Here is a 22135-nt window from a genome sequence, read left to right as displayed (position 1 = left end):
ATAATGTGCCACCTTTTAAACAGGATTGGCTCCATGTGGTTTAAGCACTTGCATTTATACCGCCTGCACGACGCGCCCGAATTATCCAGCGATGAGCTCGCTAGCGCTTTACAAGAGCATGCCGCCAAACCACTCGGCAACGCCGACGCACGCCGCCTGGGCTGGACTGCACCTGCTGGACGTTTGGGCGCAGGGCAGCTTGTTCACGAAATTCAATCACATCGGCTGCTTTCAGCGCTGCGTCAAGAGCGCCTACTGCCCGCCTCTGTTGTAAAAGAGGAAGTCGATGAGCAGGTGGCGGATATTGAGGCCAGCGAAGGCCGCAAAGTGACCCGCAAAGAGAAGACCGCGTTAAAAGAGCAGGTAACCGAGAATTTATTGCCCCGCGCTTTTGTGCGTAGTCAGAAAATTGATCTTTGGTGGGACATTCGCGGCCAGATGATAGGCATCAATGCCAGTTCACGCACCCGCGCCGAAGATATTCTGGATTTGCTTCGCGAAACCCTAGGCAGCCTAAAAGTCACCCCACTGAGTTCACAGACGCTGCCTATTCGCGCCATGACCACTTGGCTAGGTGACGCGGCCAGTCGCCCGGCCGATCTTCAGCTTGGTGACCAGGTTGAACTCAAAGCTAAAGGTGATGACGGTGTACTGCGCGCTCGTCAGGTCGATTTAGACAGCGATGAAATTCAGCAACTGCTTGAGACCGGCCGCCAAGCCAGTAAACTCGCGATTAGCCTGGAAGGACGGCTAAGTTGTGTGTTACACGATGATTTGGCGCTGAAATCGTTGCGCTTTGGCGATGCCTTGATTGAAGAAGCCGATCACGCTGACGACGGAGACGACGCGCTTGCCCGTCTGGAAACAGACTTTATTCTAATGGCGCAGGCGCTATCTACCGATATTCCACGCTTGATAGAGTGGCTTGGCGGCGAGACACAGCGGGAACCCGCGGCGCAGTAAGGGCTCTATAGTCATTCAAGACTGTTATCCGAAGTCGTCTTTTCGCCTCGATGTTATTAATCGATATTTACTATTTATCATCCAACGGTTCGCATGACTCATCACAACAACGCTACCAACGCCTCTACCGAGACAGACCCGTGGGCCGATATTCGGCCCTTTATGGATCATGAAGTGGCCGATGTGCTGGCCAGACTCTCACGGGACAACGAGCTGCTGGATGCACTGACCCGCTTTCGGCTGCCTCGCATGGCGCGCTGGGCACCATCCCTGGCGCGTGTTTTTGCCAGCCGTGCCGTACGTCGTGAAGTCAAAGACGTAACGACGGTTTATGAGTTTCAAATGCGTATTGCCCATTACATGGAGCGCATGATTCGCACCACCACGGATGCCTTTGAAGTTACCGGCCTCGACAAACTCGACGCCAACGGCGCTTACCTGTTCATAGGTAACCACCGCGATATCTCGCTGGATCCCGCGTTCGTCAACTATGCGCTGTATCAAGCAAACCGCGATACCGTGCGTATCGCGATCGGTGACAATCTGCTTAAAAAGCCCTATGTCACAGATCTAATGCGGCTTAATAAAAGCTTTATCGTGCCACGCAGCGCCCGAGGTAAGCGGGCTATGCTGGCAGCATACCAGCAACTTTCCGCTTATATTCGCCATACCATTACCGAAGACCAGCACTCAATCTGGATGGCACAGCGGGAAGGGCGGGCCAAGAACGGCATCGATCACACTGAGCCCGCCATTATCAAAATGTTGATCATGGCCAGGCGAGCCGCAGAACGAGACATGGTATTTGGCGAGGCAATTGCTGAGTTAAAGCTGGTGCCGGTATCGATTAGCTATGAATACGACCCCTGCGATGTCCAAAAAGCCCAGGAGCTGCACGATATCGACACACTGGGTAGCTACGCTAAAAGTGAGTTTGAAGATATTCGCTCCATTGTAGCCGGCATTACCGGCTCCAAAGGGCGTGTACGGCTGCACTTTGGCACACCGGTAGGTTCTGATATGGCCACGCCCGACGAAGTCGCTGCTGAGATTGACCGCCAGGTGATTGGTGGCTATCGACTGTTCCCCAGCCATTATTTGGCTTTAGAGGCGCTGGGCGAAGCACCGGAGCTGGTGGCACGCAAAGCCATCACTCGACAAGACCGTGAACGCTTTAATGCCCGGCTTGCCGAAGTGCCGGAGCCTCTGCGCCCCTACTGGCTTGCCCAGTACGCGAACCCTGTTAAACACAAGGCAGGGCGACTAACGCTCTAAATCAGCGTTTTAAGCTGCCATTTTAATAACGGGCAATTCATGCCCGTTGGCGGAAAAAATGCTATGGTCGACGCATTGATTGGTTTCGCATGGCGCTGTCGTCAATTGCGATCCTAAGGAGACCCCCATGTCCGGTTCAGAAATTCAGAAAACACGTATCATCAACGAGCTACGTGGCTTTATTCGTAAGCTGCTGCAAGATCCAAAGATCCTTGAGCAATCACTGGCGATTGCCAGAGAACAGCTGACCGAAGGCAATAGCCCTGCGGTGATGGCGCGGATTGCCAACGAAATTTCCGATACCACCAGCGTGCATATACCGGAAGACCCGGCTGAACACTCTGAGGCTGATAAGCTCTTTTTAGAACTGCTGCGTGAAGTCGTTCAAGAAGAGCAAGCGCTTTATTAATCGTTGCTAGGACGTAACGGTATCGGCGAAGCGTTTAGCGACTTCGCCGTCTTTTTTACTATCGCCTGACCGGCACCCTTATTCACTCGGAATTAACCTTCACCATGTCTACTACCGCCACGCGCAACATTTTGGTGACTAGCGCGCTCCCTTACGCCAACGGAGCCATTCACCTCGGTCACTTACTTGAGTATATCCAGACTGATATCTGGGTACGTTTCCAGAAAAGCCGTGGCCAGCAGTGCTACTACGTATGTGCCGATGACGCCCATGGCACCGCCATTATGCTGCGTGCCGAGCAGGAAGGTATTACCTCTGAAGCCCTGATTGAGCGGGTTTCCAACGATCACCAAACAGACTTTGCCCGTTTTGGCGTTGGGTTCGACAATTACCACTCGACCCACTCCGCTGAAAACCGCCACTTCAGCGAAATGATTTATAAGCGCTTACGGGATAAAGGCCATATTGCCACCCGTGATATCGAGCAGATGTTTGACCCCCAGAAAGGCCTGTTTCTGGCTGACCGTTTTATTAAAGGCACCTGCCCTAAATGTGGCGCTGAAGACCAGTATGGCGATAACTGCGAAAAGTGCGGCGCTACCTATACTCCCGCCGACTTGATCAACCCCGTTTCAGCCATTTCAGGCGCAACGCCCGAAGTACGTACATCGACCCACTACTTCTTTAAACTGCCTGACTTTGCCGACTTCCTGCAGGGCTGGATTGACGACGGCCATGTGCAGCCGCAAATCCGCAATAAGCTGATGGAGTGGTTTGAGTCTGGCTTTAACGAGTGGGATATTTCCCGGGATGCGCCCTACTTCGGCTTCGAAATTCCCGATGCCCCGGGCAAATACTTTTATGTCTGGCTGGATGCGCCAATTGGCTATTTGGCCAGCTTCAAGAACTTGTGTGACCGCGAAGGTATCGACTTCGACAGCTACTGGAACAAAGGCTCTGATGCCGAGGTATATCACTTTATCGGCAAAGATATCGTCTACTTCCACGCGCTCTTCTGGCCCGCCATGCTGCATGGCGCGGATCTGCGCACCCCCACCGCCGTCAACTGCCACGGTTTCCTGACGGTAGACGGCGCCAAGATGTCGAAATCCCGCGGCACCTTTATTAAAGCCGCCACCTACGCCGACCATCTCAACCCGGAATACCTGCGCTACTACTTTGCCGCCAAGCTTACTTCCAAAGTTGATGACCTGGATCTGAATTTGGACGATTTTGCCGCGCGGGTAAATTCAGATTTAGTCGGCAAGGTGGTCAACATTGCCAGCCGCTGCGCCGGTTTTGTTAAAAAGCTCGGCAGTGGCAGCCTCTCAAGCCACTGCGCTGAGCCACAGATGGTCGCCCGCTTTATTGCCGCCGGTGATGATATTGCCGAAGACTTTGAAGCCCGGGAATTTAGCCGGGCAATGCGCAAAATTATGGAACTGGCGGATGAAGCCAACACCTATATTGCTGATAAAGAACCCTGGGCGCTGGCCAAGCAGGATGGCCGTGACACAGAGGTGCTTGAGATATGCTCGGTAGGCATTAATCTGTTCCGCCAGTTGATGGTTTATTTGGCTCCTGTGGTACCCGCCATGGCTGAAGAGGCCCGTGTTTTTCTTAACGTTGAGTCGCTGGACTGGCACACTCGTCAAAGCGTACTCACTGATCACCCAATCAATAAATTCAAACCGCTGATGACACGCGTTGAACGCGATAAAATCGATGCCATGATTGAAGCGTCGAAGGAAGATCTCGTGGAAGAGCAAAAATTGAAAGAAGCGCCCAAAGGCCCGCTGGCGGAAGAGCCTATCGCCGAGGAAATCGACTTTGCCGCCTTTGCTAAAGTCGACCTGCGCATTGCGCGTATTGCCAAAGCCGAATACGTAGAAGGCGCCGACAAACTGCTGCAATTGACCCTCGACCTGGGTGGCGAAACCCGCAACGTCTTCTCCGGCATTCGCTCCGCCTACGCCCCGGAAGCCCTGGAAGGCCGCTTAACGGTCATGGTCGCCAACCTGGCTCCGCGCAAAATGCGCTTCGGCGTATCGGAAGGCATGGTGCTGGCCTCTGCTAACGAAGATGGCATCTACCTGCTCTCTCCCGATGCAGGTGCCGAGCCGGGTCAGCGGGTAACCTAACCCGTCGCATAAGCGGTAAGCAGGTTAAAGGGCAGAGACTCAAAAGCGCTCTGCCCTTTGCATTTTTATTATAGCGGCAATTTTATTCAAACTTCCTCCTGCATAGGTTTTTCACACATCAAACTTCCTTGCCTCCCACTAGCCAGCGCCGCCTTTTCTTCGCACAATACGCTGTCATGAGTGAGTTATTTATCATTTTGATCAGCACTGCCCTGGTCAACAACTTCGTACTGGTTCAGTTCTTGGGCCTATGCCCGTTTATGGGCGTCTCCAATAAACTGGAGTCGGCCATGGGCATGTCCCTGGCCACTACCTTTGTGCTGACTCTGGCATCGGCCGCTAGCTTCGTGGTTTATCACGGCCTGCTTGTGCCGCTGGATGTAACCTACCTGCGTACCATTAGTTTTATCGTGGTGATCGCCGCCGTGGTGCAGTTTACCGAAATCATGGTGCGCCAACTGAGTCCGCTGCTGCACCAGGTGCTGGGCATTTTCCTGCCGCTGATCACCACCAACTGCGCGGTATTGGGTGTAGCCCTGCTGTCGTTAAACCGTGAATTAAGCTTTTTCCACACCATCCTTTATGGATTGGGCGCAGCACTGGGCTTCTCGCTTATTTTGGTGCTGTTTGCCGCGATGCGCGAACGTTTAGCGGGGGCGGATATTCCCAAACCCTTCCAAGGCGCCGCGATTGCTATGGTCACCGCCAGCCTTATGTCGTTAGCATTTTTAGGGTTTTCAGGGTTGGTGCAGGGATGAAGGCAGCGCGCAATGAATAGCATCATTGGAATCCTCAGCGCCGTCGCGGTATTAACCGGCTTGGGTATCGGTTTTGGCGCCCTGCTGGGCTTGGTGAGCGAGCGCTTTAAGCGCGAAGATAACCCGCTAGTTGAGCAAATTGATGCGCTACTGCCGCAAACCCAGTGCGGCCAGTGCGGCTACCCAGGCTGCCGCCCTTACGCTGAAGCCATTAACCAGGGTGATGCGCTGAATAAATGCCCTCCGGGTGGCGAAGCGACGATTCACGCCCTTGCCGATCTTCTCGGGCGCGACCCCGAGCCCCTGGATGGCGAAGCGCAAAGCGAAGCCAAGGTGGCATTTATTCGCGAAGCGGAGTGCATTGGCTGCACCAAGTGCATCCAGGCCTGCCCGGTCGATGCGATTATCGGCGCGGCTAAATTAATGCATACCGTGATTGAAGACGAGTGCACCGGCTGCGATCTCTGCCTTGACCCCTGCCCCGTGGACTGTATCGATATGCTGCCACGCTCAGCCCCGCTCACCCAGTGGCAGCCGGTAGTGGCGCACTCATCAAACATGATTGCCAGCGACCGCCAACCCGCTTCAGGGGTGTCTTGATGTCGAACGCCTTTGACTTCCCGGGAGGGATTTACCCCCCCGAACGCAAACAGCGTTCAAACCAATCCGCGCTGATTGAAGCGCCACTGCCCCGCCGGGTCACTCTCCCCCTTCAGCAGCACAGCGGTCAGCCAGCGAAGCCCTGTGTGGCGCAAGGAAATGCGGTAAAAGTGGGCAGCGTGATTGCCAAACGTGAAGGTATGGTCTCTAGTGCCCTGCACGCCAGTATTAGCGGTACGGTGAGCGAGGTTAGCACTACCCAAATCAGCATTGAGGGTGACGGGCAAGATGAGTGGCTTAGACTGCCACCATTGGTGTGGCAAAATGTCGAACCCCACGCGCTGCTTGAGCGTTTAAACGAGAGCGGCATCGTCGGCTTAGGTGGCGCCGGGTTTCCCACCCATATTAAAGCGCGGGTGGTCGAACAACATACGATTCACACCCTGGTGATTAACGCCGCCGAGTGCGAGCCCTATATCACCGCCGATGATCTTACCCTGCGCCACTACGCTAACGAGGTGCTTGAAGGCGCACAGATAATCGCCAAACTGTGTGGCGCGCAGCATATCGTTATTGGCATCGAGGATAACAAACCCGAGGCCATTGACGCGCTGAAGCAAGCCCTAACCAATAGTCAGCCAGTCCCCGTCGAGCTGGCCGTGATCGCCACCCGCTACCCCAGCGGCGGCGAACGACAACTGATTAAAAAACTGCTAGACCTCAACGTACCCAGTGGCGGGCTGCCTGCTGATGTTGGCGTGCTGTGCCACAACCCAGGCACGCTACTGGCGATACTACACGCAGTGCGCGATGGTCAGCCGCTGGTTTCCAGGGTGGTCACGCTGACTGGAGAGGCCATCACCCAGCCCGGCAATCGCTGGGTGCGTCTGGGCACATCGGTTAGAGAGCTGCTGGAGCAGGCAGGGTTAAATACCCCAGAGTTACACCAAGTGATTCAAGGTGGCCCCATGATGGGCGCGCCACTGCTAACGCTCGATACGCCGGTCACTAAGCTTACCAACTGCTTAATCGCGGCCACGCTTGAAGAGTTACCGCCGCCCCCAGCAGAATCGCCCTGCATTCGCTGCGGTGAGTGTGAAAGCGTTTGCCCGGTAGCACTGCTGCCCCAACAGCTGCACTGGTACGCCCGCGCTCAGGATGATGCCAAGCTTGAGCGCTACCACCTATTTGATTGCATTGAGTGCGGTGCCTGCAGCTACGTCTGCCCCAGCCATATTCCGCTCGTGGTGGATTACCGGGAAGCTAAAAGCCGGTTACGCCTGCAGCGAATTGAGACAGCAAAAGCGGAGCACGCCAAGCACCGTTTTGAGTTTCGCCAAGCGCGGCTTGCTCGGGAGGAGGCTGAGAAACAGGCACGCAAGCAAGCCCGCCAGGCGCAGCAGCGGCGCCCTTCTAACACTGCCGCAACCAACAGCGAAAAGGTCGACTTACGCGGTCTGCGCATCGCCCATGCCGCCGCCAAAGCATCGGTCAAAAAGGCTGAAAAAACCCTGGCGCGCGTCGCTCAGGAAGATCCTAAACAATCCCTGGATGACTTAGAAATGCAGCTTGCCACCGCCCAGGAGAACTTGAAAGCAGCCGAGTTGCAGCTTGCCCAGGCGCGCGAACAGCAGTCTAGCGAGGAGTCGCCATGAGCATGATGCACGCCTCAGGCGTTAAAGATGCCATGACGGCAACCGCGGTGCCACCAACGGCAAGCTTAATGCGCTGGGTAATTGCAGCAACCCTGCCAGGCATCGCCACCATGAGCTACTTCTTTGGCCTTGGAGTTATCAGCAATGTACTGTTAGCCGCCGCTTTTGGTATTGCGCTTGAAGCCGCCGTGCTACGGCTACGCAAGCGCCCCATTCGTGTGACGCTGAATGACTCAAGTGCCCTGCTTACCGGCGTTTTGCTGGGCACGTCACTGCCACCCGCTAGCCCCTGGTGGCTTGTCGGCGTGGGTATGATCGCGGCAATTGTAGTCGCCAAGCAGCTATACGGCGGCTTGGGGCATAACCCGTTTAACCCCGCCATGGTGGGCTATGCGCTGCTATTGGTGTCGTTTCCTACCTACATGACGCTATGGGCACCGCCCCAGGAAATGCTACCTAATGATTTATGGGCGCAAATCACCGGAACTCTACCGACCGCCCAACTAGATAGTTTGAGCGGCGCAACACCGCTAGATGCTTTTAAGCACAAAGGGGACGCCGTGCTTGCCAGCGAGTTTTGGGCGGCTAACCCACTGCCGAATGGAACCCTAACTGCCTGGCGATGGGTAGCACTTGCTTGGCTAGTAGGTGGTGTGGTGTTGTTAGCGAAGCGGATTATTAGTTGGCATATTCCGATCGCGATGCTTGGCAGCCTAGTACTACTGGACACGCTGTTTTATCTCAGCGACCCCAGCCACTTTGCTTCACCGCTGTTTCACCTGCTCACCGGGGCAACGCTATTCGGGGCGTTCTTTATTGCCACCGACCCGGTCTCCGCTGCCACCAGCCAACGCGGCAAACTTATTTATGGCGCGGGGATCGGTGCGCTGGTTATCATTATTCGCACCTTTGGCGGCTACCCCGATGCTGTGGCGTTTGCGGTCTTACTGATGAACCTGTGCGTACCATTACTGGATATATATAGCGTGCCGCGGCCCACTGGTCAGCAAAAAGCTTCACCGGGTAAGCCAGGAGAACAGCCATGACGCTGCTCCAGGCCATGCGGCGTGGCGCCTTCGCGCTGGGCACCTTTGCACTGATTACCGCCGGCAGTGTCGCGCTTACCCGCGCGCTAACCGCCGAACGTATAGAGACACATCAGTTGGCTTACCAACACCGCCAGTTGCAGGAAGTACTGCCCCAAGCGCTGGCGAATACCCCCGTCACCCAGGTACTGGAGAGCACCTTTACCCTTCCCAACCCACAAGCGCTAGGGCTGGCGAGTGATAGCCAAGGCTGGTGGGTAAGTGGCAGCGAGAACAATAACCCGAGCCGAAACGGAAGCAGCGCAGTGATCTTGCCGGTGGTAACCCGCCAGGGATATAACGGCAAAATCCACCTACTGATTGGCATTGATGAGCACCAGCGTATCAGCGGCGTGCGCGTTACCCAGCACCAGGAAACGCCTGGGCTAGGCGATGACATTGAGCGCAGCCGCAGCGACTGGATCACCCGGTTTAATGGTTTAAGGTTAGATAGCTTGCCACCAGAAGGCTGGGCGGTAGCTAAAGATGGCGGTCACTTTGATGCGTTCACCGGTGCAACGATTACGCCCCGAGCCGTGGTCAACGCTGTCCATAAAGCGCTTCAGTACGCCGCCGATACACCGCTACCGATGTCATTTGAGGAGCCCACCTTATGAGCCAGTGGCGCGAACTAGCCCAAAGCGGCCTTTGGTCGAATAACCCCGCGCTGGTGCAACTGCTGGGACTTTGCCCGCTGCTAGCCGTGAGTGGAAATGTCGTCAATGCGCTGGGGCTGGCGCTGGCTACGCTACTGGTAATGGTAGGCGCCAGCACGGCGATTTCGCTGATTCGTCACCAGGTGCCCAGCGCGGTGCGCTTGCCCGCTTTCGTAATGGTAATTGCAGCTTTTGTTACCTGCGCTGAACTGCTCATGGCCGCCTACGCCTACCCGCTCTATCAGGTATTGGGGATTTTTATTCCGCTGATCGTGACCAACTGCGCCATTCTTGGCCGAGCCGATGCATTTGCTTCCCGCCAGCCGGTGCTTCCAGCGGCCATTGATGGCTTTATGATGGGGTTGGGTTTTGCTGCGGTACTGGTGTTACTTGGCGCTCTGCGCGAGTTGCTGGGCCAAGGCACGCTGTTTAGCGATATGGCGCTACTGTTTGGGCCGCAAGCGGCCAGTTGGCAGCTGACGATTGCCGACGACTACCAGTTCCTGTTTTTCGTGCTGCCGCCCGGCGCGTTCTTTGTGGCGGGCCTGTTAATCGCGCTGAAAAACGTTATCGATCAACGCAATGCTGCCCGTGCCAAGCCAGTCGCGGCAGCACCCCGAACTGAGCGCCGCGTACGGGTTACCGGCACGATTAAATAGTTGGCAAGATGCCGAAAGTACACATGTAAGCAACTGCTTGTATTTATAACGCGTATTTATTAAGAGACCCGCCATGAATGCCCAAAAGCGTCATGAAATCTTTGCTCGCCTTCAGGCAGAGAACCCGCACCCCACCACCGAGCTTAATTGGAACACGCCCTTTGAGCTGCTGGCTGCCGTACTGCTTTCTGCTCAAGCCACCGATGTAGGCGTCAACAAAGCCACGGCGCGGCTCTACCCGGTCGCTAACACACCCCAAGCGATCATTGATTTAGGTATCGATGAGCTTAAAGCGCATATCAAAACCATCGGCCTGTACAACACCAAAGCCGAAAACCTGATGAAAACCTGCCATATCCTCGTTAATCAGCACGGTGGCGAAGTGCCCGACACCCGCCAAGCGTTGGAAGCCTTACCCGGCGTAGGCCGTAAAACTGCCAATGTGATTCTCAACACGGCATTTGGTCAGCCCACCATGGCGGTGGATACGCATATTTTCCGGGTATCCAATCGCACCGGCATCGCTAAAGGCAAAGATGTCGTTGAGGTGGAGCAAAAACTGCTGCGCCATGTGCCAAAAGGGTTTCTGCACGATGCTCACCACTGGCTAATTCTGCACGGCCGCTACACCTGTATCGCGCGCAAACCCCGCTGTGGTAGCTGCATTATCGAGGATCTGTGCGACTATAAAGACAAAACCGAACTTGCTTAACGGCTAGCAGCCTGTCGGGCTTGACCGATCGTCGCGAGAAGCACGGATTTTGAGCCAAATTTATCGATCGATTGAGGCGAATAGCGCGCTATTTAACGAAATCGATCGAATAAAGTTGGCCAAAATACCGGGATTCGCAGTAGATCAGTGTTAAGTCCGACAGGCTGCTAGGCCATCAAGTCGAACTCATCAGCAACTGGCGGTAAGCCTCACGCCAAGCGGGCCACTCCCAAGCGGTAGTATCAAGTAGTTCAGGGCGAGTCGCTGGATCGTTAAGCCAAGCACTGAGCCGGTCGTAAAGCCCTTCCCGGGTACCGTCATAGCGATAGGCAGGCGGATAAAGCGCCGGGAAGCAGAGCCGATCAGGCACCAGCGGCAACGCCCCGCGCTGGGCCGCCTCCATGATCGCCAACCCCTGAAATTCATGCCAAGTGGTCGAAACCACAATATCCGCGCTATCCAACAACTCACGGTAGGCCTCCTCCGGCTGTGGCTCCCAAGCCACAATATGCTTGGCTAAGCGCTGCTCGGCCTCGGCAAAAATAGCGGGGACTTGGCGGAAACGCTGACCAAGCACCGCCAGTTCAAACGCTACACCGGCTTCGCTTAACGCAAACAACACGGTGAAGAAGTCGTCGGGATTTTTGTCATACTCCCAGCGGTGATTCCAGATAATTCGCTGTGGCACCATTTTTTGAAAAGCCGTTTGCTGGCAAGGTGCTAAGTTTTTAGATGCTAAGTTTTCAAGCTCTACGTTTTCAGGTGCTAAGTTTTCAGGGGCTGTGCTATCAGGAATGGGCACCGGCAATACCATAGCCCGCTCGCGTATCGCTTCTAATGGCTTAGCTGCCGGAAGGTTTTCCGGCATTTTTTTCAAAAAAGCTCGCGCGCCATCAATAAAGGAGTCACGGTTATAGGCGCTGTTAAACACCACGCTATCCGCCGCCAGCGCCGTATAGAGATTGACCATTTTGGCCTCTACTTGTGGCATTTGATCGCTCGACTCAGGATAGGCGAACTGGTTTTCATGAAAGTAGACAACCTTTTTTGCTCGACCCAGATGCGGGAACAGCCCTACCAGCGTTGCCAGATCAACCATCGAAGTGGCTAGCACTACATCAAACGACTGGCTGAGAGTATCGTGCTCTTTGAGCATCCAGCTCAGCGGATTGCCACGAATACGCCAAGCAAAATGTCGTGGCGGCAGGCTCAACTGCGTCCACGACACCTCCTCAAGCTGCGCCATTAAACTTTGTGCCCAGTAGCGATGGCTCACCGCCTCGTAGGCAGATAACAGGAGAACGCGCATTTACAGCCCTAACAGCCAGATCAGTGGAACGCCATAACATGTTAAGCAATGGCACAGAGGTGTGCAGTGTAACAAAGCGCGCTTACTAGGCTTTGTACGAAAACTGCCTGCGCTCGACAATACTGCGTTAAAAATCGCCTCGTGCGCGAGTCCGATCGAAATGCTCATTTACACCCCGTAAACTCCGCTTTCTCGTTGATTTTTGCCTTGTCTAGTCTTCGCTCGCCGACTTTTCGTGCAAACCCTAGCTCTTTTGCAATAGCACCCTGAACTTGCATGCATTCGGCCAAGGTCGTCTTGGCTGACCTGTTAGATCTATCTAGACTGCATCCATGCAGCTTTAAAACAAATAAACGTTAAAACAAATAAAAGCAGGAGAGCTCCATGGCTAAAGTGCTCGTCGTCGATGACGAACCCAACATTGTTTTATCGCTAGAATTCCTGATGGAGCAAGCAGGGTTTGAGGTCGTCACTGCCGAAGATGGTGAACAGGCCCTGGCAAGAGTGAATGATAGCCAGCCTGATCTACTGCTACTTGATATTAGCTTGCCGGGGATTAGCGGTTTTGACGTTTTAGAGCGACTGCGGAGCGAAGCGGCTACCGCCCAGCTCCCCATTATTATGTTGACCGCTCACGGGCGTGACGTTGAGCGGGAAAAAGGCATGGCGCTGGGCGCCGATGATTACATCACCAAGCCCTTCTCTACTCAGTCGCTGGTCGAAAAAGTCAAAGCGCTACTGATTGAGGAGCAGCCATGACCCGAGGCGGGCTGCCCAAGCGTCAGCGCCTGATTGGCCTCTGGTTGCTACTTAGCGGCATCAGCCTGCTGGGTGGAGCCATTTTCGCCGCTTGGCTGGATGCCAAGCTTGCTCCCACAGGCGTAACGCGCATCGCTCTCTGGCTAGGCAGTTTCTCCGGTGGCGCGACGATTTTTTTAGTCGGTTTGCTGCTTGAGCGCATGCTGTTTACCCCGCTGCGCCATTTACAGGTGCAGCTGGCACGCCTGGTCGCCAACCCGGACGCCCGAGACGAGCACCCACCCGAAGGTTGGTTAAAAGGATTGGGGCCCGACCTACGTCGAGTACGCGAAAGCTGGCGATCAGATCGCAGTCGCCTTGCCACTGCCCACGCTGACGGCGCCCGCAGCGCTGCACGTATTCGTCAGGAGCTGGAAACGCTGCTGCAAGTGCTCGAAACACCGCTGCTACTGTGTGATCACCACCGCCGGCTCATGCTGTTCAATCAGGCAGCCGAGGACTTCTTTGAGGGTAATACCGGGTTAGGGCTGGGTAAACGCCTGGAGGCGCTGCTGCCAGTAGTAAGCTTACAGCAAATGCTCGGTCAACTGCCTAATGACGGCTCCCCGCGGGAGTTACTCGCTCCCTGTGATGACCGCTGGCTCAAAGTCATTTTACGCCGCGTACCGGGTAGCGATGGCGAAACACTGCTGACTTTTAGTGACGCCACCGCCTCTTGGTCGAGCGAAATGGGCGTTAGAGCGGAACTGGCGGCCATGCTGACCCCGCTTCGCCAGCATACCGCCAGCCTGACCAGCGCTGCTGATGCGCTGATACAGCTGCGCGATCAAAATGACGCCAGTACATCCTCTTTACGCCAGCGTTTTGAGCGGGTAATCCACGAGGAAGGCGTTACGCTTGGCGACAACGTGGCTAAAATCGGCCAGCTACTCGACGACATGCAACACCAGGGCGAGCGCTTGACGCCCATGTGGTCAAACGATTTCTGGCAAGCGTTGGATGAGCGTCTTGATCCGGAGCACCGCCTAATCACCCCGGTGGGCATGCCAGCCTGGTTTAAAGGCGACGCTCCGGCACTCATTGCGCTGTTCGACTCTTTAGTCAAACACCTCAATACCCATCTGCCTGACAGTGGCTTTGAGGGTGAGATGTGCCTGGGCAATAAGCGCGTCTATCTCGACCTTATTTGGCGTGGCAAAGCAATCCCTGAACACGAACTGGCGGAGTGGCGCCAGCAGCCGCTAAACTCCCTGCCATTGACGCCAAGCGTCGCGGATGTGCTGCGTCAACACGCCAGCGACATCTGGAGCCTTGCCGACGATGACGGCGTTCATTCACGCCTGCGACTCCCCCTGCCCGCCATGGAGCGCGTCGGCGCCCCACGCGAAACCGCCCCGCCGCGCCCTGAATTCCATGACTTTGGCATTGCCGACCTGCCTCCACCAGATGAAGCGCTGGCCAGCCGAACACTGCGCAGCCTGGAAATAGTCGCCTTTGATACGGAAACCACCGGGCTTGAGCTACGCCGAGGCGACACCGTCATCAGTCTTGGCGCCTGCCGCGTGGTCAACGCCCGTTTATTGGCAAGCGAGGTCTTCGATCAAAAAGTTGATCCGCAGCGGCCGATCCCGCCGGCTAGCACCGCGATTCACGGCCTTACCGATGCCGATGTGATCGGTGCGCCACCGCTGGATATTGTGCTTACCCGCTTTCGTGATTATGTCGGCGAAGCTGTCTTGCTGGCCCATAATGCCGCCTTTGATCTACTTGCCATTAGCCACAAAGGGGTCGCCTTTGATATCCCTGTGATCGACACCCTGCTGATTTCACGGGCACTTGACGAAGCACTCGACGGGCATGATTTGGATAGCCTTGCCCAGCGCTACGATCTGGCTTTTCCACCAGGGACACGCCACACTGCATTAGGCGATGCCCGCGTCACCGCCGAGCTATGGCTAGCCCTACTGCCACGCTTAGAAGCCCGCGGCGTCGATACGCTTGAGCAGTTGTTAGCGCTGCAAGCCAACGCCTTCGACCGACAGGATGCCAGCGCCTGATGAAACCTTTCGGTATGAAATCACGCCAAACAGAGCGCCTAATGGCTCTGGTGGCGATTGCCCTACTACTGTTCTGCCCGCCGCTGATTATCGTGGTGGATCGCCTTCCCGCGTTTAGCGTGGGCTGGCTACCGCTCTATCTATTTATCGCCTGGGCTGGGGTGATCGGCTTAACCGCCTGGCTGATGGAACAGCGTGCAGGCCGCTAACCATGCGTAGTGAGGCGATTATCCTCGGCACCGCTTTTGGCTACTTGGCGCTGCTGTTTGTGGTCGCCGCCTGGGGCGACCGGCGGGCAGAGCAGGGTCGTTCCATCATTGGCTCGCCAACGGTCTATGCCCTTTCTATTGCTGTTTACTGCACGGCCTGGACGTTCTACGGCAGCGTAGGGCGCGCCACTGAGTATGGCCCCAGTTTTATGCTCATCTATCTGGGGCCGACGCTGGCGATGCTGTTGGCCCCTTTTGTTATACGCAAGATGGTGCGCATTGCAGCGCGGCAACGGATCACCTCAATTGCCGACTTTATCAGTGCCCGCTACGGCAAAAGCACCAGTTTAGGCGCACTGGTTGCCCTAATGGCGCTGATTAGCATCACCCCCTATATTGCCCTGCAGTTAAAAGCCATCACTGTTAGCCATGCGGTACTGATCAATTATCCCCGCGCGGCCGACACTACGTTGCTGGATGAACACTTCTGGATGGATAAGTCCCTCTGGGTCGCCCTGGTGTTAGCGGTGTTTATTATTCTGTTTGGCACACGCCACCTGGATGCCAGCGAGCGCCATGAAGGCATGGTGGCAGCGATCGCCGTGGAATCTATCGTTAAGCTGGTAGCCTTTATGGCCGTTGGCGTGTTCGTGGTGTTTGTGATGTTTGAAGGCCCCGCCGCGCTGTTTGCCCAGGTAGCGGCCACGCCGGCCCTTGTCGATAGCATGCGGTTGAATAGTGTTCCTGGTGGGGTCACCGGCTGGGTGGGCATGCTGGTGCTGGCCTTTTTGGCCTTCTTAACTCTGCCTCGCCAATTCCAGGTATTGGTGGTGGAGAATGTCGATGAGCAGCACTTAGCCAGAGCAAGCTGGCTATTCCCCCTCTACATGCTGCTGATTAATCTGTTCGTTATTCCCATTGCGCTGGCTGGCCTGCTGTTAGGCGTAAGCGCAGGTGATCCAGACAGCTTCGTACTCACGCTGCCGCTCTCAGCTGGTTTAGAAGGGCTGCCGCTACTGGTCTTTATTGGTGGTTTGTCTGCGGCGACAGGCATGGTGATTGTGGAGACAATCGCGCTTTCCACTATGGTTAGCAATCAGTTGGTGATGCCACTGCTGCTGCGCTCACGGCGCCTGCACCTGAGTACCAAAGGGGAGCTTGCCGGCTGGCTGTTGGGTATTCGGCGCATCGCTATCGTGCTGATTCTACTGCTTGGCTATCTCTACCACGCGTTGATTGGTGACTCCTATAGTTTAGTGACGATTGGGCTGGTCTCCTTTGCCGGAGCGGCCCAGTTCGCCCCGGCGCTGTTAATTGGCCTGTATTGGCGCGGCGCTACTCGCCAAGGCGCCACTGTTGGCTTAATCGCCGGCTTCTTAATCTGGTGTTATACGCTGCTGCTTCCCGGGTTTGCCCAGTCCGGCTGGCTAGATGCTTCGCTGCTCACTGAAGGCCCCTGGGGAATTGCCTGGCTGATGCCCTATGGTTTATTCGGTCTGGAGAACTGGGATATTTACACCCATTCGTTGCTCTGGAGCATGTTGGCCAACGTGGGGTTATTGGTGGGTGTATCGCTATTTACCCGCCCCACGCCCCTTGAGCAAACCCAGGCGGCACTGTTCACCGAAGCGATGCACCCCAATTTGCAAACCACCTCACTATCTACATCACTATGGCGCGGGCAAACTACCCAGGGTGCACTCAAAGAACTACTCGTTCGCTATCTTGGCACCCCGACCACCCGCCGTGTATTTAGCCATAGCGGAGCCAAAAGCGCTTATGCAGCGGACGAGCCCGCCACCGCGGAGCTGATTACTCGCGCCGAACAGGCACTGGCGGGGGCGTTGGGTAGCTCCTCAGCGCGAGTATTGATCAACTCGGTGGTACGCGGCGAAGCACTGGATATTGAGTCGATTCTGAGCATTCTGGACACGACCTCACAAACTCTGGAGTACAACCGCCGCTTGGAGCAGAAGTCTCAGGAGCTGGTGCAAATTGGCGAAGAACTGCGTAGTGCCAATGAGCGCCTGCGTGAGCTGGATCGCTTGAAAGATGAGTTTGTCGCCATGGTCAGCCACGAGCTACGCACGCCGCTCACCTCGATTCGCGCCTTTGCCGAAATATTGCGCGATAGCAGCCAACTGCCTGATGAAAAACGTCAGCATTTTCTTGGCGTGATCGTCCACGAGAGCCAGCGCCTGTCACGTTTAATTGAAGAAATTCTGGATCTTGCCCGTCTGGAGAGCGGCCGTTTAACGCTTAACCCCGTTCCTCTTGATCTTGTCGCCTTGACTCGGCATAGCATTGATGCTATTGCGCATCTGCATGAGGAGCGCGGCATAGTGCTAGACGTTAGCTTAGAAGCTGATCCTGCGATGGTGGTTGGCGATCATGACCGTTTAGAACAGGTGATTATTAACCTGCTTGATAACGCGGGTAAGTTTGCCGATCGGGAGCAGCCAAAAGTGCGCCTCACGCTTTATCGTCATCGGCGTCATTTCCGTCTGAGTGTAGAGGATAACGGTGCGGGTATTAGCGAAGATGAGCGTGAGCGGGTATTTGAAAAATTCCATCAAATTCAGCAAGGCGATGATATTCCCCGTGGTCGGCCAAGGGGCAGTGGCTTAGGGCTACCGATTAGCCGGGGCATTATCGCCCACCTGGGGGGACGGCTTTGGGTCGAAGATGCTAAAACCTTAGGCGGTGCCTGCTTAACGCTAGAACTCCCCGCTGCGCCTCCAACATAAAGCGTTGATTCCTTATTGGTGACAACGGCTAGCCTTGCTCACTAAAACTAAGTTATTCTTTACTCCAGAGTTCTACTTTCGCCTAAAGAAGCATGTCGTGGATGAGCCGATGAAAAATGAGTGTCACCTTCCTCAAAAAGCGAACACAAATGAGTACACTATTGCGATCCAGCCAATAGTGGATGCTCAGCTACGTCATGTCGCCGATGAACTTCTTTATCGGGCTAATGAAACGAATCAGACTGCTAACGTTTTTGATAATGTCCAAGCCACCGCCAGAGCATGTGCTATTGCTGTCTATGAAATTGGCCTGGATAAACTTTGCGGCACACGCCAGCTGTTTATTAATGCTTCTGCAGACTGGCTCACCAATCCAGACCTGACTGGGCTACCTAGTCAACAAATAGTCATTGAGGTTCTCGAGGATACTTCGCCTACTAAAGAAGTTATTGATGCCTTGCACTACATTAAAAGCCAAGGGTATAAATTAGCGTTAGATGATTTTATCCTAGATGAACATAACCATGCATTTCTGCCCTTCTGCGACATCGTCAAATTTGACATATCCAACGGCTTACCTAAAAACCTAATAAAAAAGCTACACAAAGAAGGGATTACGCTTCTGGCTGAACGAGTTGAGACACAGGAAGAGTTCAAGCAGTGTAAAGCGCTAGGTTTTACTCTTTTCCAGGGCTATTTTTATGAGCGCCCCAAAACCCAACTAACTCAAACAGCTCGTCTCTCAACGTCACGCGCCAATCAAATGCAGCTACTCTCCGCACTGTATAGTGACAATGTGCGTCTCTCTGAAATCAGTACGTTAGTGGCTAGGGATCCTTACTTACTGAGCGCAATATTCAAGCGCGCAAACTCCGCGGAGAAGGGCTCACGTCGTCCCACGACGAAACTGATTGATTGTTTACATATTATAGGGCTGAGGGAGCTACGTACCCTGGTTACCATTGTTATGCTCGCTAACAACAGCCCTGTGAGCAAACTTAACCTTATCAAAGGGTTAACCCGGGCATTTGCATGTGAAATGATGGCCGACCAACGTAGACTCGATGAACAGGAAAGCTTTATCGCGGGTTTATTCTCGCTAATGCCTACCATCCTGGGGATTAGTGCCGAACTCATGAAGAATGAAATCAGGCTTGGGCGCTTTATTGAAGATGCTATCAATCAGCGTATAGGCTCATTAGGTAAGTTACTTAATGATGTGGAGGCCGCAGAGAGTCAATTTTCTCCTCTAGATTTTCCATCCGACGTCATGCTCCAAGCGGCTTCTAAAGCGCGCTCGCTTGTTTATACCGACGCTAGCTGATTTATTTTATACGCTGCTTTGAGCGCTAGCACTCAAACGTTTAATCTGCTGTAGATCAAACTTCAGCAGTAATCGCTCGTCTTCGCGCAGGCGCCGCAGGTCAACCCAGCCATCTGCAGCCTGACCGCGAGCTTTGTTATACCGCTGCTGATCCAATAGGCGCTGCTGCAGTCGCTCAAAAGCGGCTACAAGCAACGCCGATTCAGCCGACGTTAGCGCATCCGTTGCATGGCTTAGCGCGATCAATCGCTCGCGTGTGGGTATATCGCGCAGTCCGTACCGCAAGCAGAGTAAGCGTGCAGCGCTAATCAACGGCAACAAGCCTTGATGCTTAAGATTAAGGGCTTGTTCGTGAGGGGCATCCAGGCCCGGGCTTGAGGCAAGCCGCCCAAAGCGATCCAGCGCCACCGGCAACTCATCCAGTAGCGCCGCCATTTCATCCATAAACAGTGGCGCTTTGGGAAGTGTCGAAGCGATGCTCTCACCCAACTGCTTAGCAAGCGCCGGATTACCAGCGATCGGGGCAAAATCGAGTAAGATATTAGTCTGTTGTACGCGCTTTACCCGGCGGTCAGCGCTCCAAATGTCTAGCTGCGCGTGCCACTCACTCAGCCGTTTGCGCCACATCGGCCATCGCGCCATGACATGGCCATTGCAGAGCGGAATACCGGCCTCATCCAGGCGCTGGGTAAACCGCTCACCCAGCGCTTGAAAGTAGCCGTCGATCTCTACGTGGCGATGGTCAGGATAATCGTCAATAATCAGCGCATTATCCTGGTCGGGGCCTAGCAGGCTCTCAAAACGCGCCGCGGAACCTAGTAGCAGTATGCAGTAGTCGACTGGCGGAGCGCCCCACCCCTGCGCCTGCATTTCGTCCAGGGATTGCGCAATAGCCTGACGATAAAGTAAAGCATTGTGGTCGCTGATGATTTGGCTAATACGCCAGGCGGGTAAATCATAATGCACCAACGTTTCGACCAGCGGCAGTTGCCACGCATAGACGTCAGCTAATGAGGTTTGCGGCGAGGGGAATGTAGAGAAGAGTTTCGAGAAGAGATGATCTAACGGCGCATTAAGCGCCGAGGCATTAAGCGTTCCATCCTCATGGAACAGAGAGCGCCAGGGTGAGGCTTGGTGTACTAAACGCATACGCCTCTCCTTTACTAGAATGATATGATGGCGTTGTTGCTACTCGCCCTCGCCTGCCCTGCGCGGGTCTGGCTCGAACATCGCTTCACCTACTTCATCAATATAGCGTTGCGCTTTGGTGATCATCATGGCATCACAGGCCTCTCGCCCTGGGAGCATATCGGAACGCTCAAAGCGGTGCTCAAGAGTTTCACCACTGGCGTCGGCCTTGCGAATCCAGCCACTGACGCGGTACTGACCGCTCTGATTGTCTGGCTGAGAGACAATCTCGTAACCTTTGTATTCCACCGGCTCAGCAGCTTTGGTGGTAGCACCTGGCTCAGCCTGACGATCACTACCGAAGAGACCGGAAAATAATTTCTTAAGCATAATGGCTCCTTTGCTTGCAGGGCGGCAAGGAGATGGCCACCCTGCAAGATATAAGCTGCTTTTATCAGCGCTTAATTAGCTCTGCTTACGACCCTTGCCTGCGGCAATGCGCAAACGCAGCGCGTTTAGCTTAATAAAGCCTTCGGCATCTTTCTGATTGTAAGCGCCAGCATCATCTTCAAAGGTAGCGATTGATTCATCAAACAGCGACTCATCGGACTTGCGGCCCACTACGGTAGCGCTGCCTTTGTAGAGCTTCATACGCACGACACCCGCTACATTCTTTTGGGTCTCGTCAATGGCCGCCTGCAGCATGCGACGCTCAGGGCTCCACCAGTAACCGTTGTAGATCACTTCTGCGTACTTCGGCATCAACTGATCTTTTAGGTGGGCTTCTTCGCGGTCTAGGGTGAGCGACTCAATGGCACGGTGAGCACGCAACATAATAGTGCCCCCTGGCGTTTCATAACAGCCACGAGATTTCATGCCCACGTAGCGGTTTTCAACAATATCCAAACGGCCAATACCGTTGTCGCCACCCAGTTTGTTGAGCTTTTCGAGCACTTCATGGGCTTTCAACGGCTCGCCGTCGATGGCCACGATATCGCCCTTTTCAAACGTCAGCTCAACATAGGTGGGCTGGTCGGGCGCGGCTTCAGGAGAGACACTCCAGCGCCACATATCGTCTTCAGCTTCGGCCCAGGGATCTTCCAAAATGCCGCCCTCATAGGAGATGTGCAGCAGGTTGGCATCCATTGAGTAGGGCGATTTTTTCTTTTTATTAGAAAAATCGACCGGAATTTTATGCTCTTCGCAATACGCCATTAGCTTTTCGCGGGAAGTTAAATCCCACTCCCGCCAAGGGGCGATCACTTTTACGCCAGGCTTCAGGGCATAGCCGCCAAGTTCGAAACGCACCTGGTCGTTGCCTTTACCCGTAGCACCATGGGAAATAGCGTCAGCACCCGTTTCATTGGCAATTTCGATCAACCGCTTGGCAATCAGCGGACGAGCGATAGAGGTACCCAGCAGGTACTCGCCTTCATAGATAGTATTGGCGCGGAACATCGGGTAGACGTAGTCACGCACGAACTCTTCACGCAAGTCTTCGATGTAAATCTCTTTCACGCCAAGCGCTTGCGCTTTAGTTCGCGCCGGTTCGACTTCTTCGCCCTGACCGATGTCGGCAGTAAAGGTCACTACCTCGCAGTTGTAGGTTTCTTGCAACCACTTAACGATAACGGATGTGTCCAGGCCGCCTGAATATGCCAGCACAACCTTTTTGACATCGGACATTCT

Annotated in this window: 20 protein-coding genes; 16 read left to right on the top strand and 4 right to left on the bottom strand. The window is 54.8% G+C overall.

Going from position 1 to position 22135, the window contains the following annotated elements:
- Nucleotides 1–33 precede the first annotated feature (33 nt).
- From LMS44_RS10260 to nth, 11 genes are all read left to right on the top strand, one after another.
- Nucleotides 34–963 (top strand): recombination-associated protein RdgC, encoded by a 930-nt coding sequence (locus LMS44_RS10260; protein WP_027959295.1) that lies wholly within the window; start codon nucleotides 34–36, stop codon nucleotides 961–963.
- Between the two features lie 93 nt (nucleotides 964–1056).
- Nucleotides 1057–2238: a 1-acyl-sn-glycerol-3-phosphate acyltransferase gene (locus LMS44_RS10255; protein ID WP_009286584.1), complete on the top strand. Its 1182-nt coding sequence runs from the start codon at nucleotides 1057–1059 to the stop codon at nucleotides 2236–2238.
- A gap of 127 nt (nucleotides 2239–2365) precedes the next feature.
- Nucleotides 2366–2647, top strand: coding sequence for a hypothetical protein (locus LMS44_RS10250; RefSeq protein WP_022523639.1), 282 nt, complete (start codon nucleotides 2366–2368; stop codon nucleotides 2645–2647).
- Nucleotides 2648–2751: 104 nt separating this feature from the next.
- Complete coding sequence (metG, locus tag LMS44_RS10245; RefSeq protein ID WP_022523640.1) at nucleotides 2752–4788, top strand: methionine--tRNA ligase; 2037 nt, start codon at nucleotides 2752–2754, stop codon at nucleotides 4786–4788.
- A 176-nt stretch (nucleotides 4789–4964) separates the two neighbouring features.
- The gene (gene rsxA / locus LMS44_RS10240) at nucleotides 4965–5546 is read left to right on the top strand and encodes an electron transport complex subunit RsxA (RefSeq protein ID WP_022523641.1); all 582 of its coding nucleotides are present in this window, start codon (nucleotides 4965–4967) and stop codon (nucleotides 5544–5546) included.
- A gap of 12 nt (nucleotides 5547–5558) precedes the next feature.
- A complete protein-coding gene (gene rsxB / locus LMS44_RS10235; protein WP_022523642.1) occupies nucleotides 5559–6146 on the top strand; it encodes an electron transport complex subunit RsxB in 588 nt (195 codons plus the stop codon).
- Nucleotides 6146–7801, top strand: a complete 1656-nt coding sequence (gene rsxC / locus LMS44_RS10230; RefSeq protein ID WP_053857062.1) for an electron transport complex subunit RsxC — start codon at nucleotides 6146–6148, stop codon at nucleotides 7799–7801. The genes rsxB and rsxC overlap by 1 nt, the downstream gene beginning before the upstream one ends.
- Nucleotides 7798–8847, top strand: a complete 1050-nt coding sequence (locus LMS44_RS10225; RefSeq protein ID WP_009286581.1) for an RnfABCDGE type electron transport complex subunit D — start codon at nucleotides 7798–7800, stop codon at nucleotides 8845–8847. Before rsxC ends, LMS44_RS10225 begins: the two co-directional genes overlap by 4 nt.
- Nucleotides 8844–9503 carry an electron transport complex subunit RsxG gene (gene rsxG, locus LMS44_RS10220; RefSeq protein WP_009286580.1) on the top strand — a complete coding sequence of 220 codons (660 nt, stop codon included), beginning with the start codon at nucleotides 8844–8846 and terminating at the stop codon, nucleotides 9501–9503. Before LMS44_RS10225 ends, rsxG begins: the two co-directional genes overlap by 4 nt.
- A complete protein-coding gene (locus LMS44_RS10215; protein WP_009286579.1) occupies nucleotides 9500–10201 on the top strand; it encodes an electron transport complex subunit E in 702 nt (233 codons plus the stop codon). Before rsxG ends, LMS44_RS10215 begins: the two co-directional genes overlap by 4 nt.
- 73 nt (nucleotides 10202–10274) lie before the next feature.
- Entirely contained in the window at nucleotides 10275–10913 is a 639-nt protein-coding gene (nth, locus tag LMS44_RS10210; protein ID WP_009286578.1) for an endonuclease III, read from the top strand.
- A gap of 175 nt (nucleotides 10914–11088) precedes the next feature.
- Here nth and LMS44_RS10205 read toward each other — a convergent pair whose 3' ends face one another.
- Nucleotides 11089–12222, bottom strand: a complete 1134-nt coding sequence (locus LMS44_RS10205) for a tRNA-queuosine alpha-mannosyltransferase domain-containing protein (RefSeq protein WP_159176753.1) — start codon at nucleotides 12220–12222, stop codon at nucleotides 11089–11091.
- 384 nt (nucleotides 12223–12606) lie between these two features.
- Here LMS44_RS10205 and LMS44_RS10200 point away from each other — a divergent pair, with 384 nt between their 5' ends.
- From LMS44_RS10200 to LMS44_RS10180, 5 genes are all read left to right on the top strand, one after another.
- The gene (locus LMS44_RS10200) at nucleotides 12607–12981 is read left to right on the top strand and encodes a response regulator transcription factor (protein ID WP_022523646.1); all 375 of its coding nucleotides are present in this window, start codon (nucleotides 12607–12609) and stop codon (nucleotides 12979–12981) included.
- Entirely contained in the window at nucleotides 12978–15038 is a 2061-nt protein-coding gene (locus LMS44_RS10195) for a 3'-5' exonuclease (RefSeq protein WP_159176752.1), read from the top strand. Before LMS44_RS10200 ends, LMS44_RS10195 begins: the two co-directional genes overlap by 4 nt.
- Entirely contained in the window at nucleotides 15038–15247 is a 210-nt protein-coding gene (locus LMS44_RS10190; protein ID WP_138800321.1) for a hypothetical protein, read from the top strand. Before LMS44_RS10195 ends, LMS44_RS10190 begins: the two co-directional genes overlap by 1 nt.
- Before the next feature lie 2 nt (nucleotides 15248–15249).
- Nucleotides 15250–17994 carry a sensor histidine kinase gene (locus LMS44_RS10185; protein WP_498947246.1) on the top strand — a complete coding sequence of 915 codons (2745 nt, stop codon included), beginning with the start codon at nucleotides 15250–15252 and terminating at the stop codon, nucleotides 17992–17994.
- Between the two features lie 97 nt (nucleotides 17995–18091).
- On the top strand, nucleotides 18092–19318 hold the full coding sequence (locus tag LMS44_RS10180; protein ID WP_498947245.1) for an EAL and HDOD domain-containing protein: 1227 nt from the start codon (nucleotides 18092–18094) through the stop codon (nucleotides 19316–19318).
- A gap of 6 nt (nucleotides 19319–19324) precedes the next feature.
- Here LMS44_RS10180 and LMS44_RS10175 read toward each other — a convergent pair whose 3' ends face one another.
- The 3 genes from LMS44_RS10175 to LMS44_RS10165 form a co-directional block, all read right to left on the bottom strand.
- Nucleotides 19325–20467, bottom strand: a complete 1143-nt coding sequence (locus tag LMS44_RS10175; RefSeq protein ID WP_278370614.1) for a DUF294 nucleotidyltransferase-like domain-containing protein — start codon at nucleotides 20465–20467, stop codon at nucleotides 19325–19327.
- Between the two features lie 39 nt (nucleotides 20468–20506).
- Nucleotides 20507–20836, bottom strand: a complete 330-nt coding sequence (locus LMS44_RS10170; RefSeq protein ID WP_022523652.1) for an HlyU family transcriptional regulator — start codon at nucleotides 20834–20836, stop codon at nucleotides 20507–20509.
- Between the two features lie 75 nt (nucleotides 20837–20911).
- On the bottom strand, nucleotides 20912–22132 hold the full coding sequence (locus tag LMS44_RS10165) for an argininosuccinate synthase (protein WP_027959286.1): 1221 nt from the start codon (nucleotides 22130–22132) through the stop codon (nucleotides 20912–20914).
- Nucleotides 22133–22135 lie beyond the last annotated feature (3 nt).

Source organism: Halomonas profundus (assembly GCF_020865425.1).
In the GTDB taxonomy this organism is placed as follows: Bacteria; Pseudomonadota; Gammaproteobacteria; order Pseudomonadales; family Halomonadaceae; genus Vreelandella; species Vreelandella titanicae.
The sequence above is the reverse complement of the archived record's forward strand: the minus strand, read 5'-3'. Positions and strand labels throughout refer to the sequence as shown.